12 protein-coding genes and 1 pseudogene are annotated in these 14,691 nt (G+C 62.0%); 11 read left to right on the top strand and 2 right to left on the bottom strand.

Going from position 1 to position 14,691, the window contains the following annotated elements; genetic code table 11:
• From MJ643_RS29170 to MJ643_RS29120, 11 genes and pseudogenes are all read left to right on the top strand, one after another.
• Positions 1 to 731, top strand: a pseudogene (locus MJ643_RS29170) (type VI secretion system tip protein VgrG); the annotation flags it as partial.
• Positions 731 to 1,609, top strand: coding sequence for a DUF4123 domain-containing protein (locus tag MJ643_RS29165; protein ID WP_208209748.1), 879 nt, complete (start codon positions 731 to 733; stop codon positions 1,607 to 1,609). The pseudogene MJ643_RS29170 and the gene MJ643_RS29165, both read left to right, overlap by 1 nt.
• Positions 1,610 to 1,620: 11 nt before the next feature.
• Positions 1,621 to 4,275 carry a T6SS effector BTH_I2691 family protein gene (locus MJ643_RS29160; RefSeq protein WP_047934882.1) on the top strand — a complete coding sequence of 885 codons (2,655 nt, stop codon included), beginning with the start codon at positions 1,621 to 1,623 and terminating at the stop codon, positions 4,273 to 4,275.
• Positions 4,275 to 5,417, top strand: coding sequence for a DUF6708 domain-containing protein (locus MJ643_RS29155; RefSeq protein ID WP_047934881.1), 1,143 nt, complete (start codon positions 4,275 to 4,277; stop codon positions 5,415 to 5,417). Before MJ643_RS29160 ends, MJ643_RS29155 begins: the two co-directional genes overlap by 1 nt.
• 210 nt (positions 5,418 to 5,627) lie before the next feature.
• On the top strand, positions 5,628 to 6,956 hold the full coding sequence (locus MJ643_RS29150; protein ID WP_023662458.1) for a hypothetical protein: 1,329 nt from the start codon (positions 5,628 to 5,630) through the stop codon (positions 6,954 to 6,956).
• 32 nt (positions 6,957 to 6,988) lie between these two features.
• Positions 6,989 to 9,220, top strand: coding sequence for an Ig-like domain-containing protein (locus MJ643_RS29145; RefSeq protein ID WP_013972776.1), 2,232 nt, complete (start codon positions 6,989 to 6,991; stop codon positions 9,218 to 9,220).
• A gap of 15 nt (positions 9,221 to 9,235) precedes the next feature.
• Positions 9,236 to 9,709, top strand: a complete 474-nt coding sequence (locus MJ643_RS29140) for a curlin (RefSeq protein ID WP_013972777.1) — start codon at positions 9,236 to 9,238, stop codon at positions 9,707 to 9,709.
• A gap of 16 nt (positions 9,710 to 9,725) precedes the next feature.
• Positions 9,726 to 11,171, top strand: coding sequence for a curlin (locus MJ643_RS29135; RefSeq protein WP_013972778.1), 1,446 nt, complete (start codon positions 9,726 to 9,728; stop codon positions 11,169 to 11,171).
• Positions 11,172 to 11,396: 225 nt separating this feature from the next.
• Positions 11,397 to 12,044, top strand: a complete 648-nt coding sequence (alkB, locus tag MJ643_RS29130; RefSeq protein WP_013972779.1) for a DNA oxidative demethylase AlkB — start codon at positions 11,397 to 11,399, stop codon at positions 12,042 to 12,044.
• 167 nt (positions 12,045 to 12,211) lie between these two features.
• Entirely contained in the window at positions 12,212 to 12,499 is a 288-nt protein-coding gene (locus MJ643_RS29125) for a hypothetical protein (RefSeq protein WP_013972780.1), read from the top strand.
• Positions 12,500 to 12,595: 96 nt separating this feature from the next.
• Positions 12,596 to 13,210 carry a Yip1 family protein gene (locus MJ643_RS29120; RefSeq protein ID WP_013972781.1) on the top strand — a complete coding sequence of 205 codons (615 nt, stop codon included), beginning with the start codon at positions 12,596 to 12,598 and terminating at the stop codon, positions 13,208 to 13,210.
• A 19-nt stretch (positions 13,211 to 13,229) separates the two neighbouring features.
• Here MJ643_RS29120 and MJ643_RS29115 read toward each other — a convergent pair whose 3' ends face one another.
• Positions 13,230 to 13,490, bottom strand: coding sequence for a DUF1652 domain-containing protein (locus MJ643_RS29115; protein ID WP_024087193.1), 261 nt, complete (start codon positions 13,488 to 13,490; stop codon positions 13,230 to 13,232).
• A 184-nt stretch (positions 13,491 to 13,674) separates the two neighbouring features.
• The gene (locus MJ643_RS29110) at positions 13,675 to 14,604 is read right to left on the bottom strand and encodes an AlkA N-terminal domain-containing protein (protein WP_013972783.1); all 930 of its coding nucleotides are present in this window, start codon (positions 14,602 to 14,604) and stop codon (positions 13,675 to 13,677) included.
• Positions 14,605 to 14,691 lie beyond the last annotated feature (87 nt).

Below are 14,691 nucleotides of genomic sequence, written 5' to 3'. Positions count from 1 at the left end.
TGCCCGAACACAAGACCCGCATGACCATCAAGAGCCAGACCCACAAAGGCGATGGCTTCAACGAGCTGCGCTTCGAGGACGAACTGGGACGACAGGAAGTCTTCATCCACGCAGAAAGAGACCAGAACAACATCGTCAAACATGATGAAACCACGCAAGTCGGGAACGACCGCACCGAGCGTGTCGAAAGGGATGAGACCCTTTCGATTGGCCAGGACCGCCGGGAAGAGATTGCCCGGGACGAGTCCGTCAATATCGGTCAGGACCGGACCCACCAAATAGGCAACGACGACACCCTGACCATTGGCCGGACTCATACCATCATCACCGGCCTGGACCGGATCGAACAGGTCGGCAACCACCGCCAGGACATCACCACAGCCAATCACACGGTAGAAATTGGCGGTCACCTGGAACAGAGCGTGGCCGGTCACAACACCTTGCAGACCGGGGAAGCCATCCGCCACACAACCAAGGTCTATGACATCCAGGTCAGCGAAAGCCTGACTATCAGGAGTCCGGCCGGGTTGCTGCGCATAGATCGTGCCGGTATCACGTTGGACGGACTGGCACTGGCCTTCAAAGGGCCTGTGAGTCAGCAGGCCAAATGCAGCCAGCACATGACATCGACCTTCGGCGTACCAGAGCCCGGCGAGCCCATTTGCCTCAGCTGCTTGCTGAGAGCGATCGCGGATGGCCACAACATGATTCGCATGGAAGGAGCAAGCTGATGCCAAGCCCATTTATCAGAACTATGGTGGAGGTGCTGCGTACCTCCGACCGCTATCGTCTGAGCGCGATCGTGGAAATGGCCAAGCTGTCAACCAGCGTGCAGGAAAAGTTGACCCGGCACTATGAAGATCGCTGCTGGCCACTATTGCAACAAACCCAATTCCACAACCTGCGAACAGCAGGCCCTTGGCTGTTCGGGTCGCGGCTAGGCTCCGATGTGTCGGCCCAGTACGATTTTCAATGGCAACTCGAACAGCTTGCTTCGGGCGCGGTTTGCGGCTGGATCGTCAGTGCGTTACCAACTGCCCAACTTGCCCAGAATCTTAGCCACGCCAACATCGTGACGGGAGCAGACGGCCATTTGTACCTCCTGCGTTTCCACAACGCTGCAGCTTTGCGAGTGCTGGATACATATCGTGAGCTGCCAGGGATAAGCGAATGGCTAGCTCCCATCCATCACTGGTGGTCGCCTGTAGCGCACCCGAACAAGCGGTTGTGGCTACAAGTATCCGGTGCTGATCAGCCTCCGCCCCTGCACCTCCCACAAATCACGCTAAACGAAGAATGTTGGGCTGAATTGGCGGGAGACCCGCTGAGCTATCAACTTGCCGAGTTGATCAAGGACGAGCCGTCTTGTGCGGCCTTCGCCACTGCTTGCCACGGAACAAGGGTTGGTTTGATCCAACACTACCTGGATCAGGCGCGCGAGCAAGGCTTGGACCGTGAGGAAGACCTCATCAGCTATGTGCTCGTACTAGCTCGCCACGGTGAACAACTCAGTAGCTCGCAAGCCTGGCAGGACGCGATTGTCGCAACACGCGAACAGCAAACATCCTTGATGGACAACGTGCAGCGATGCCTGCGCGCCAAGAAATGAGGTACACAGCCATGGACTCGGTCACCGAAACCCTCGAACTTTGCAGACGCATCACCACTGGCTACCGCCCTGCCTTGCGCAACAGCCCTGTCGCCAACTGCACACGCCGTTTCGAACTGCTGCCCCTGCGCTATGCCGCCGTCGGTGGCAATCCGGCACAACGTACCCGCCTGCCCAAATTGCCGGACTACCTCAGCCCCTTTCAGGATGTCGGCGAGCTGACCCATTCTGGCTATGCCATCCGCCCTTTGCGCGAAGGCTTCCTCTACCTGCTGATCAAGCGTCACAGCGAATCGGCCTATCAATGGCACAGCCAGTACCGCGTTGCCCCCAACGGCTCTCTGCTTTACATCAGCGCAGACGCGCCTTGGGAATCCGCTCCCAACGCCGCCAACCTGGAGGAGATCATTCGCGGCTTTGGCTGGACTATCACTCTTTACGATCTGGATGACATCCAGGAACTGCGCCCTTTGTTCAGCCCCTCTCCACTGACCCCACGTATGCTCGATAACTATCGCCTACTTGAGGACGAATATCGCAGTAGTCTGCCGGCCATCGATATCGCCCGATTAATCCAGCCCTCCGATGCACCGCCGCAAGCCCATGTACTCAAGCACGATCAACTTGGCTGGGTCGCCGATTTCAAAGCCCAGGAGGATTCCGACCTGAAAGCACTGCTGGACCTGCAGCCGTTCAACAACGACCAGATCGTCTCGCCGCATGCGTCACGACAAGCCCTGGCACCTCTGGTTAATCAAACCAAACCCCGCGGCGCCGCAATCGTCATCGAAGACGCCATCGGTATCACCCAAGAGCTCAATGCCTGGCGCAATGCTGCCGTCGACGACGTAAAGACCAAGTGGCTGCGGCGCGGCGTAGAACCAGGCGTGGATAACGAGCGCAGGCTGCTGGTCGCGCAATCGTTCCTGGAGATCGAGAAGCTCTATCCGCAGATGATGGCCGACCGGATCGTCAAACGCGAAGTCATGGCCGAGACCATTCGCAACCAGCCGGCCACGCCGGTTGAGTTCTATGCATTTTCCGATCGGGCCAGACAACAGGCCGATGCGCATGATGAGCGGATGAGACCACACCTTGAGAAGTTCGAGCGCGGCGTGCGCGCCAAGGTCCAGGACCGTCAGGATACCGGTGAATTCAGCAAGAAGTTCGACCAGAAATATGGCCATCTGGTCGACCGTCAGGCGATGCACGATCAGCTGGAAAGTTTCGAGCAAGCCATGCAACAGGCCCACCAGGAGTCAGAGGATCGGGCCAAGGATCATGCCCGCTGGTTGATCAGTGAACGCCTACTAAAGGCCCTGGACCGTTACGACAATGCTGACCTGATCAATGGCCTGGCCTTTGCCGAGCAGACCGGCCAATGCGTTATCGGCATGGAGCTCAGTGAATGGGGAACGACGGTGCTGGACCACTGGTGGCGCAGTGATGTTGCTGATCGGAGCAACCTGGCGATACGGGGTATCACGTACAACCAGGATGACATTCGTGATGCGCTCGCGGCGCTACGGGAAGCGGCCATGGCCAAACCTCCGTCGGAATCATGGTTCGTGCTGCGTGAGTCACTTGTCCGACAAGCGCACATTGCGGCGAATGCTTTCGGGCGCGCCAACGCTTTATATGAAGAACTGCAGAACAGAAACAGCCACGCCAGCATCGGCCTATACGCCTGGTACGTGGCGCTGGGCCGACAAGTGCTTCGTACCGGAGCCCCCAACAGTCTGGACCGTGCCCTGCACCATGGCCTGCGCCTGACTCTGTTTGCTTCGGTACATGAGACAGCTGTCGACATTCGCCTGAGTGAAGCCGCTCGTAGCGGGCAGCCATTGAATCCGCAGCGCAGCGCTGGCCAGGCAGGACGATACTTGGACCAAGCCTGGGCCGAAGGATTGATGCAAGCCAATAAGAGCGACTTCTACAAAGTGCGTGTCTCCGGTCTTGTATGCCTGCTGGAAGGGATGCTGATGGCGTTCAAGGCCCGCGAACTGCCCGACAGTGATGTACGGATTAAGACCGAACTCATGGCAGCCGCCATGACCACGGCTGCGGCGGGTTTCGAGATTGGGGCCAGCTATGTGGAGCAGGTGGTGACGCGTTACGGCGCAAATAGCGTGTCCGGTAGAGGTGCGGTTGCGACCTTGGGGAGGTTGAAACTCTGGGGAGCCGGATTAGCGGGGACGGGAGGGTTCGTACTGGCTTGGTGGGACTTCGCCGACGGGGTAAAAAATCACACTCAACATAATGTCTCAACGAAATCTTGGACATTGAGTGGGGCCTACTTTACGCGCGCACTGGCTACACTTGCTTTATCTATCGGAGAATTGGGAACTGCTATAGGAATAGCTAAGCCCTTCTTCGATCGCCTTACGATCAATAATCAGAGCAAACTCATACGTCTTGTAGGGCGATCATTAGGCAGCCTAGCTACCAGACTGGGTACGCAGGCGGCTCGTTTGCTGTTAACCAAATTAATTTTAGGAGCGTTCTGGGTAGGCCTGCTACTAACCGCCATTATTTTCTTGCTTGAGGACGATGCGCTGGAAAAGTGGTGCAAGCGGAGCAGCTTTCGCTTGGAAAAGGGCTCTAAACCTTACGATGAACAAGAAGAGTTAGCAGCCCTGTATTCAGCTTTCAGCGAGGTCCTTTAATGTATCTTATCGAGCGGGGGCTGTGGCAGATGGCGATTGAATCCGAGGCTAAGCGCAAGAAATTCGAAGTGCAAAGGAGCTCGACTGTAGAGCGCGCTGACAAGGATTTCCATGAAGATGACTTGAATAAAGACATACACTTCAACAGTGTCAGCGAAAAACCAAATGCACGCGGCCCCATATTTTCTTTCAACGATACATATATGGAAATGCGCTGCGGCGGGTCGGAAGAAAAACGCGGCATTATCACGATGATGACGCTTGGCAGTTTAGGCCCAATGACTTACGCATGGCTGCACATAACGTTTGGCTCCATCTATATCAATGCGACTCAACCCGATTTCTTTTCTGCGTTCTCGGTCCTATTCAGCGCGTACATGCTATCAATTGGCGGAGCCATTTATTACTTATATGCCAAATACGGATTTCGTTTTACTCGACTTGAAATGCTTACCAGCCGCCATTTGCTCATTCGTTTCAATCGAAAAACCCAGCAAGTTCACCTCCATAGACCAAGCTACTGCGGAGGTATAGCAACATTCCCTTGGAGAACAACCGGAAGCACCGGCGTCAACCCTGAAGACGACTCCCTCAGCGCGGGCATGAGGCTGTGCTTGGTCTGGCACCCCAGCCGCACTGGCCTCCCTCACATGGAAGTGGCCCTACTCGGCAAGCAAGGCCAAGGTGGTAGCGAACTTCGGGACGAGTGGGAGTTCATTCGCCGCTATATGGAAGATGGCCCACATGCCGTCCCCCGCCCCCGTCTGAGCACCCAACTCCCCTCGCCCGTCCAGGCATTCAGCGCCCAGTTCGAAGGATTGGGTCGTTTCTTCCGGAAAAGCAGTTGGCTGTTCAAAGTCGTCCTGCTCCTGGTTTGGCCCGCCTTCGTCATTATCGGCACCGGCCATTGGCTGAGCTTGCTGTTGTGCTGGCGACCGCGCTGGCCGAAGGTTATCCGCGAAGCTGGCATGCCCGGTAAGCCCGTCCCAGCGGTGACAGCGCTGAGCGACTACCCACCTGAGATCCAGAAGCGCCTGCTCGCCAATGCCGATCGCTGGCAACTCAAACCCGGCAAGCGACCAGAGAAAAAGCCACGCAAGTTACGTACGTCGAGATCGAAGGTGCACCGACCGGGTAGCTGATGCTACGAATGGGTCGGTACCACCTGCCCCAGTCCCCAACGTTGGGGACACGGTACCCAACGGCCCACCCCCTGCAATCGCCCTTGCAAGAGAAATGGATCCCTTGCCCTGCAAGGGCTGCAGCACATTTTTTCTGCCTTGGCACGCCTATTGCCGATCTCCTGCCAGACGCCCCAAGTCCATGGGCCCGTTTGCAGGAGGAAATGTCTCATGCACCGACCGATACCCCACCCGCTGGCATTGGCCATTTTCGCCGGCATGCTCCAACTCCCGGCGCAGGCTGCCTTGAACGCTGTCGATCCAGGCGCCTATGTTCCCGCCAACGGTGGTTTCCCAGCCTGGTACCAGGACAGTCACGGTCGTACCCTCGACCTGTGCCTGACAAAGGCGGTCAGCTCGCGTGTGCCTGGCGCACCCGGCGCACCTTCGTACATGTGCACGCTGCTGCCCACCCCCGGCGTGTTCGACGATACCCAACCCATCGTCTTCCCCACCAACTTCCCTGACGAAGCTTTCTGGTTCACCGCCGATGCCGCCATCGTCGACGCCACTCGCGGCATCGACCTCAGCTACGGCACCGCGATCGAAGCGGCATTTGCCGCCGAAGAACCGGTCGACGGCGACCAGGTCAGCTTCGCCCGGGTGCGTATCCGGGTCGACGTGCCAACCGCCGGCACCTACGTGGTCACTCACCCCTACGGCGTCGAAGTGTTCGACGTACCTGCGCCCGGGCGCCGGGCGATCAACATGACCCGCGACATCGGCATTGCCGGCGCAGGCGACTTCACCGGCGCCCTGAAAGGCGATGTCGGGCCGTTCCTGCGCAGTGTCAACGGCCCCTACACCGAAGGCAGCGAGCGCTTCATCGGCGACCCGAACCTGGAAGAACGGGTGACCGGCAGCCCCTTCAATACCAACTACGTGCGCATCGAAGGCCCCGGCGGCATCGACCTGCGCACCGAGCTGTTCGCGGTTTCGGGCAAGCTTTCCGAAGTGACCCTGCCAACCCCGCTGATGCCGCAACGCAGTACCTACTCGCGGCATACCGAGAACGGCGACCTGCGCGCCCAGCAGGACATCTTCGTGATGGCCCCGCCGCCACCGGCCAGCGTCACCCTGACCAGCCAGACACCCAACCTGAACCTCACCGAGGCCAACGGTACCGGTGCCTGGTACGCCCAGTCGGTGCTCGACCCGGCCGCCGGGACGATCCTGACGCTGACCGCCGACAACAGCGTGGCGATCCCTGCCAGCAGCCTGACCACCGCCAATGTACCGCTGACCGACCTGGTCGTTATCACCCAGGCCCAGTTCCGTCTGTCCACCGGCGAGCTGACCTTGGTGGCCAGCACCAGCGACGAAACCACGCCGCCAGTGCTCACCGCACACACCGGCAACGGCGCGCTGATCGGCAACCTGAGCGGCACAGGTGCCGTGAAGACGCTGAGCACCAGCCTGTCGCCGATCCCGCCGGCCAAGGTGCAGGTCACCAGTACCAACGGCGGTAGCGACACCGAAGACGTGGTGCTGGTGCCATGAACAGACAAAGGCTCAGCCTTCAAGGAGGCAGCATGAACACTTGGTCGCGCCGTGCGCTGTTGGCCGCCGGTTTCTCCCTTACCGTTACCAGCGCCGCGTTTGCCGCGCTGTCCGATGTCGACCCGGGGCCCTACACCTTCGCCACCGGTGGCTATCCGATGTGGTACAAGGACAGCCTCGACCAGTCCCTGGAGCTGTGCCAATCCCGTGCTACCAGTACGCGTGCGCCAGGCGCGCCGGGGGCACCGGCGTACATGTGTACCTTGTTGCCCGAGCCTGGCATCTATGACGATGCCCTGCCGCTGGTGTTCCCGGACAACTGGCCGCCCGAGATGTTCTGGTTCCTGGCGGAAACCGCCATTCCGCAGGTCGGCAACAGCGGCTATGAACTGGAGGTTTATGTAGCCGGGGTGGAGGCTGCCTTCGCCGCCGAAAACCCTGTCGATGGTGACCAGCAAAGCTTCGCCCGGATCCGCATCCGTGCTTCGGTCCCAAGTACCGGTACCTACACCATCACCCATCCCTACGGGGTGGAGACGGTCAACGTCACCACGGCGGGGCGTCGGGCGATCAACATCACCCGGGACATTGGCATTGGCGCACCAGGCAACTTCCGGGGAGCGCTGGCGGGGGCGATCGGCCCTTGGCTGAAGGGTGTTGGCGGGCCTTACACCGAGGTCAACCCCGATACCGGCGCCATCGAAACCTACATCGGCGACCCCAATATCACCGAGGCGGTGACCGGCAGCCCCTTCAATACCAACTTCGTGCGCATTCAAGGCCCCGCTGGCACCATCCAGACCAACACCTTCACTGTTTCAGGCAAGGTACTCGACCAACGGGCCCAGACCCCGGTCAGCCTGGAACGCGCCACCTATTCGCGCAATGCCACCGGCACCCGTACGGAAGTGTTCGCCAAGGCGCCCAGCACAGCCAGCCTGTGCATGCGCAATGGCATTGCCTTGGTCGGCACCCCGCCTTCGCCGTGCCAGTACACCCTCACCGCCGACAACAACGGGCTGTTCTTCCACCAGCAGTTCGGCCAGGAAGCACCGCCTGCAGTGGTGGTGGTCACCGCCAGCGACAGCGCCGGCGGTACCCAGCCGACCGCGCTGTCGAGCAAGCTCACCGACGTGGTCAAGGTCGGCACCGCACGCTACGACTGGGCCAACAAGCGCCTGTTGATAGAGGCCCGTTCCAGTGACGAAGTGGCGGTCCCGGACCTGATCGCCCAAGGCTACGGTCGCCTGTCCAAGGCGGGCACGCTGCAGAGCCTGACCGTCAACGACGTGCCGCAGCCACCAGCCACCATCACGGTGAAATCGGCACGCGGCGGCAGCGATGTCGAACCGGTAGTCGTGGTCGGCAACGCGCCGGTCGAGGCGGCCAACCAGCCGCCGCTGGCCCAGGCCGATACCGGCAGTACCAGCGTGGGCATCCCGATCACCCTCAACCTGCTGCAGAACGACAGCGACCCGGATGGCAACGTACCGCTGACCATCAGCGACCTCACCCAGCCCGGTACCGGTCTTGGCGGCGTGGTGATGAACGGCACCACCTCGGTCACCTACACCCCGCCAGCCGGGGCCACGCAACCCGTGGTGGCCACCTTCAGCTACCGGGCAGTGGACGCCAAGGGCCTGAAGTCGGAACCAGCCACGGTCACCATCAACGTGGCGCCCAACCAGGCCCCAACCGCCAACCCGGAAACGGTCGCCACCCTGGGCGTGCCTTTGACCATCAACGTGCTGGCCAACGACACCGATCCGGAAGGCAACGTACCGCTGAGCGTTGCTGCCGTCACCCAGCCGGCTGCCGGCCGGGGCACCGTCAGTACCGACGGCACCACGGTGACCTACACCCCACCGGCCACGGTGACCACGGCCTTCACCACTACCTTCACCTACCAGGCTCGTGACTCGCTGGGGGCCCTGTCCAACGCCGGCACCGTCACCGTCAACGTATCGCCACGGCCCGCCGCCGAAACCTTCACGGTCACGACCGCCACGGTCACGGCACGCTCCAACAACCGTTACAACTGGGACCTCAGCGGTACTTCGTCGGTCACCACCGGCAATACCGTCACCGTGCGGGTAACCACCACTACCGGCGTGCAGACCCTTGGCACCGCCACGGTGGCGCTGACCGGCCGCTGGCGCCTGGCGGTGAGCAACAGCACCACGATCATCCCGACTGCGGCACCGACGGCGACGATCACCACCAGCCAGGGCACCACACGCACCGTCAACGTAACCGTGCAGTAAAGGCCGGAGGTTGCAATGAGACGCCTGTACTCCCTGCTGCTCGGCCTGGCTGTGGTGGGCCAGGCCTGCTGGGCCGAGGACCTGCTGGACAATGCCGACCTCGCACCCGGCAACGACCTCGGCGAACCGGTAATCATCCGCCTGCTGCCGGCCAGCGCCGGCCAGGCTGCGGTGATCGAGCAGCAAGGCGCGGGCAACCGCGCCGCCCTCGACCAGAACGGCCAGGCCCTGCTGGGCCGCATCGTCCAGGCCGGTGGCGCGCAGGAAGCGTACATCTTGCAGGAAGGCAGTGACCTGATGGCCCTCATCAGCCAACAGGGGAATGGCAACAACGCGTCGATCCGCCAGACCGGCAGCAGCAACAGTGCGGCCATCGAGCAGATCGGCAACGACAACAGCGCCAGCATCGTGCAGTCCGGCACCGGCCTGAACAGCTCCGTGACCCAGGCCGGCAATGGACAGCACGTGCAGATAACCCAATACCGATAGACCTGGAGGCACCCCCATGTACAAGCTCGCTCCGTTAAGTGCCGCTATCGTCCTGGCCCTCGCAGGTCAGGCCATGGCTGCTGACAGCACCTCGTCCCAGACCCAGGATGGCAAGGAAAACATCGCTGAAGTCAGCCAGTCCCTGGCGCCATTCGCTTCGGCTACCCAGACCCAGACAGGCAAGGGCAACAACCACCTGGCGGTGCAATCGGATAGCACCAGCGATATCCAGCAGAGCGCCAACGGCCAATACAACGCCGGCTACGCCGACCAGCTGTTCGAGAACGGCAGCCAGGTCACCCAGCACGCAAGCGGCAGCTACAACGATGCCTTCGCCAGCCAGTCACTGGGCTTGGGCAACCAGTCGCTGCAAACCCAGCAAGGCGCGCAAAACGCCTCGACCGTATGGCAGGAAAGCCAGGAAGGCAGCAAGGCCACCACCTGGCAATCCGGCCAGCGCAACGAAGCTTTCATCGAGCAGATCTTTGGTGGCAGCAACAACCGCAGCAGCATCAACCAGACCGGCCAGGAAAACTACGCCGCCGCCGAGCACCTGAGCCACGTCGATGGTGATATCCAGGTCTACCAGGACGGCACGGGCAACTGGGCGTATGGCGACCAGCGCGACGGCACCGGCGGCACCATCGGCATTGGCCAGTACGGTGGCGGCAACTCGGTGGAAGTGTGGCAGGACAACCAGACCGCCAGCCAGGCATCAGTGACCCAGTCCGGCCAGATGAACGAAGGCTATATCGACCAGAGCTTCGGCATGAACAACAAGGTCAGCCTGTCGCAACAGGGCACGGCCAACGCCAGCTGGTCGGACCAGTTCGAGACCAGCAACTCGACCACCACCATCACCCAGACTGGTAGCAACAACGTGCATTTCACCTACCAGAACGGTGAAAACCTCAACCTGACCATCAACACCAAGGGCACTGGCAACAGCGTCACCGCCAGCAACTGGAAAGGCGCCAAGATGGGCGGCCAGTTCGGTACCAACCAGACTGCCACCATCAACCAGAATGGCAATGGCAACGGCGTCAACCTGACCCAGAACGGTGACAACCAGCTGGCCACGCTGACCCAGAAAGGCACCGGCAACCAAATGGAGACCAAGCAGGCCGACATGAACAACGAGCTGTACTTCGAACAGAACGGCACCGACAACATCCTGATCGCCGACCAGCGTGGCACCGACAACTATGCCTACGGCAACAGCCAGGGCAACGGCAACGTCATCAACCTGGACCAGTCCGGCTACAGCAACCAGAGCTACACCAACCAGCTGTACGGTAGCGGCAACGAAGCCAACATCAAGCAGGTTGACAGCTACAACATTGCCTACGTGACCCAGGGAGGCCAGGGCAACAAGGCGTATGTCGACCAGAGCGGTGTGACCCAGACCGCGACCATCAGCCAGCTGGGCAGCGCGAACGTGGCCACTGTGACCCAGCAGTAGATCGCTCCCCCCTTGAACCGCGGTGCTCCTCTCCCTGGTGCCGCGGTTCCTTTTTTCCTGTCAGAACTTCTTTTCTTGCCGACTTGTTCGCGGGCACGCCCGCTCCCACAGGTGCTCCACCGCCGTCAAAGCCTGCGCCAACCCTGTGGGAGCGGGCATGCCCGCGAATAGGCCAAGCCTGCCAAGCGCATTACAATGGTCCACACCCCAACCGATGCCTGACCCATGATCCAGTCCGACCTCGACCTGTTCGGCACCCAGCCGCAACGCCTGGCCAGCCACACCGTGCTGCTGCCCGGCTTCGCTCTGGCCGAGATCGAGGCCTTGCTCGATGCCCTGCGCCCGGTGCTGCGTGCCGCGCCGTTCCGGCACATGCACACCCCGGGCGGCCTGCGCATGGCGGTAGGGCTGACCAACTGCGGCACGTTGGGTTGGGTCAGTGACGAACACGGCTACCGCTACAGCCCCTGCGACCCGCTCAGCGGCAAACCTTGGCCCGCCCTGCCCCCCGTGTTGCTCGAACTGGCCGCCCGCGCTGCGACCATGGCCGGGTTCGACGGTTTCGTACCGGATGCCTGCCTGGTCAACCATTACCTGCCGGGCACCCGCCTGAGCCTGCACCAGGACCGCGACGAGCAGGACTTCGGCCAGCCGATCGTGTCGGTGTCGCTGGGCTTGCCGGCGGTGTTCCTGTTCGGTGGCCTGCAGCGCACCGACAAGACCCAGCGCATCCCGCTGAGCCACGGCGATGTGCTGGTCTGGGGTGGCGAGGACCGCCTGCGCTTTCACGGCGTGCTCCCGATCAAGCCTGGCGTGCATCCGCGCCTCGGTGAACGGCGGATCAACCTGACCTTGCGCAAGGCCGGTGGCTGAAGCGGCCAACGGCCCGTAACCGGCGCAAACAGGATGAACGCGCATGAAACAGGTTGAACATCTTGGCCAGGCAAGCTTCAAACGATATGCCATGCCCTGTTCAGCCTGGAGCCCGCCATGCCCTACCAGCCCTATTACCCGCCCTCTCAAAGCGGAGCCGCGCGCCTATGAAAATGCCCTGCCGCGCGCCCAATGCCTCACTACAGCTCGATTACGTACGCGACACCCTGTTCGGCCCGGTGGCGCAAAGCGTGGAGTGCCAGTGCCAACTCGCCGCCCTCGACCTGCAAGGCCGCCCCGGCCTGCGCCTGCACATTTGCCCGCCCCTGCCCGACAAGGTCGACCGCGCCCACAGCGTGGCCTTCGTCTGGGACGGGCGCAGTTACCACGGAGTGGTCCGCGACCAGGGCAAGTGCGGTGATGGCGGCCTGAACCTGCTGCTGGAACTGCTGTAAGACGATCAACGGCGATCAACCCGGCTGAACCCACCGGGCGCGTCACGTCTCCATAGCAAAAGGGCCCATGCCTGCCGGAGAACGCGGAGAACGTCAATGAACAGTCCGTTGCTCAAACTCTTCACTCACCCCGCCGACGCCTGGCTGGAAATCCGCCGGGCCGAGGAAGACCACCCGCAGCAATATCTGCCGCGCCTGTTGGTCCTGGCACTAATCCCCGCTGTGTGCCTGTTCGTCGGCACGACCACCTTCGGCTGGAGCCTGGCGGCCGAGGAACGGGTGCGCCTGAGCATGACCAGCGCCGCCCAACTGGCGGGCTTGCTCTACGCCACAACGGTCGTCGGGGTAATGTTGATGGGCACGATGATCCGCTGGATGTCGCGCGGTTTCGATGCACAGCCCAGCCTCAACCAGTGCATCGGCTTTGCCGCCTACTGCGCCACACCATGGTTCTTTGCCGGGGTGGTCGGCCTGCTACCGATCCGCTGGCTGGCGCTGGCGGCACTGCTGGCTGCCTCGGCGTATGCCAGCGTGTTGCTGTATGGCGGATTGCAGACCTTCCTGCGGCTGAAGAAGGAACAGGCCATGCTGTTCGCGACCTGCGTGTGGGGGGTGGGGTTACTGCTGCTGGTCACCATCCTGGTGGCGATGATCCTGTTCTGGTTCAACGGCCTGATGCCGGAATATGTGCGCCCGGCCAACGTGGGCTGACCGGGGCGCGGCAGGCGCCTCAGGCAATCGCCTTGAGTGTCGCCGGGTGGCTGTCACGAAGCGCGTGCAGCTGCCCCACCAGGTTGACCAGGTCACGGCAACTGTTGAGGCTTTGCAGGGGGACCCCGCTCAGGGTCACGCCCTCGTCGAGGCTCTGGCCCTGACCCAGGCGTATGGTCAGGTTGGCGCCATCCGTGCAGCTGACTTCGCAACGGTCGGGCAGGCAGGCCTGCTCGATCATCTGCCGCATTTCTAGCATCGAAACTCCTATCAACGACATGGTACGACCCTCTCTTTGGGATGGCCTGTTGTGTGAGTACGCCTTTGTCGGGCGAGGTGCCAATTGATATTGCGCATGCCGGGGCAGGCGCTCATGCGCCTGGGCAATGATCATGCAGGGAATCCTCTAGCACCTTAGTGGAAGATTGCCTGCGCGGGCTGCGCGTTCGAACGCAATGGCAGACTTAGCGACGAGCGGTCCCGACAGGCCCTAGCGATGCCCAAAGATGCTGTGCCGCATAGGCTCGCCACGGTCGCCATGCAAGGGCTCGTTGCGCAAGTTGGGCGTCCTCGCCTTCGAGCAGGCGCAACGCCTTGATCAACGCCACATCTCCCAGCGGCAAGGCATCGGCCGCGCCGGCCTGGCGCAATGCCAGGTAGTGCGCACTCCAGGGGCCGATACCCTTGAGCTGGCACAGGTTGCGCAGCAGTTCATCCAGCACCTGCCCGCGGCGCAGCAACCTGGGCTCGGCGAGCAATGCATTGGCCAGCGTGCCCAGGGTGGCGGCGCGCGCTCGCGGCATGCCCATGCCATCGAACTTCGCAACTGCCAATACCGGCAACGCCGGGAATACGTGGCTCAGGCCAGGTGCGGGCCAGCGCAAGGGCACGCCGTGGCGTTGCACCAGGCGGCCGGCCAGGGTCATGGCCCCGGCCACACTGACTTGCTGGCCCAGCACAGTGCGCATGGCCTGTTCGCAGGCGTCCCAGCCTTGTGGCACGCGCAGGCCTGGGCGCTCCTGTAGCAGGCGGGCCATCAGCGGATCGCGGGACAGTTCGGCATTGATGCGCGCGGGGTCGGCATCGAGGTCGAAGACCCGCCTCAGCCTGGCGGTCAGGCCGGGTAGCGCGTGGGCCGGGACGCCTTCAAGGCGGACCCGCAAGTACTGGCTGCCCGAAGGTGTGGCGTGCAAGACGGCGTGTCGGCCGGCAATTACCAGGGTACGGCGGTAGGTGCCGTCGAGGCAGGTCTCGATGCCGGGGATGCAGCGGGCAGCGAGGAAGGCCAGGGTCGAGGGCCAGTGGTAAGGGGCACGGTAGCGCAGCCACAAGGTGTGGTGGCCGGGGGTGGGCAATGATCGGCGTACGGCGTGCAGGGGGGTGAGCTTTGGCATGGCTGCATCATGCCAGCAAATGTAATACCTGTACCGGCCCTATCGCCGGCAAGCCAGCTTGTATGGTTAGACTTGAAGGGAGGAGGA

The sequence above is a fragment of the Pseudomonas sp. PNPG3 genome (assembly GCF_023093815.1).
GTDB classification, from domain to species: domain Bacteria; phylum Pseudomonadota; class Gammaproteobacteria; order Pseudomonadales; family Pseudomonadaceae; genus Aquipseudomonas; species Aquipseudomonas asiatica.
The sequence above is the reverse complement of the archived record's forward strand: the minus strand, read 5'-3'. Positions and strand labels throughout refer to the sequence as shown.

Coding starts and splice junctions, on each gene's coding strand:
- MJ643_RS29140 (WP_013972777.1), top strand. CDS start 9,236: ATGAGACGCCTGTACTCCCTGCTGCTCGGCCTGGCTGTGGTGGGCCAG.
- alkB (WP_013972779.1), top strand. CDS start 11,397: ATGATCCAGTCCGACCTCGACCTGTTCGGCACCCAGCCGCAACGCCTG.
- MJ643_RS29110 (WP_013972783.1), bottom strand. CDS start 14,604: ATGCCAAAGCTCACCCCCCTGCACGCCGTACGCCGATCATTGCCCACC.
- MJ643_RS29150 (WP_023662458.1), top strand. CDS start 5,628: ATGCACCGACCGATACCCCACCCGCTGGCATTGGCCATTTTCGCCGGC.
- MJ643_RS29135 (WP_013972778.1), top strand. CDS start 9,726: ATGTACAAGCTCGCTCCGTTAAGTGCCGCTATCGTCCTGGCCCTCGCA.
- MJ643_RS29155 (WP_047934881.1), top strand. CDS start 4,275: ATGTATCTTATCGAGCGGGGGCTGTGGCAGATGGCGATTGAATCCGAG.
- MJ643_RS29165 (WP_208209748.1), top strand. CDS start 731: ATGCCAAGCCCATTTATCAGAACTATGGTGGAGGTGCTGCGTACCTCC.
- MJ643_RS29160 (WP_047934882.1), top strand. CDS start 1,621: ATGGACTCGGTCACCGAAACCCTCGAACTTTGCAGACGCATCACCACT.
- MJ643_RS29120 (WP_013972781.1), top strand. CDS start 12,596: ATGAACAGTCCGTTGCTCAAACTCTTCACTCACCCCGCCGACGCCTGG.
- MJ643_RS29145 (WP_013972776.1), top strand. CDS start 6,989: ATGAACACTTGGTCGCGCCGTGCGCTGTTGGCCGCCGGTTTCTCCCTT.
- MJ643_RS29125 (WP_013972780.1), top strand. CDS start 12,212: ATGAAAATGCCCTGCCGCGCGCCCAATGCCTCACTACAGCTCGATTAC.
- MJ643_RS29115 (WP_024087193.1), bottom strand. CDS start 13,490: ATGTCGTTGATAGGAGTTTCGATGCTAGAAATGCGGCAGATGATCGAG.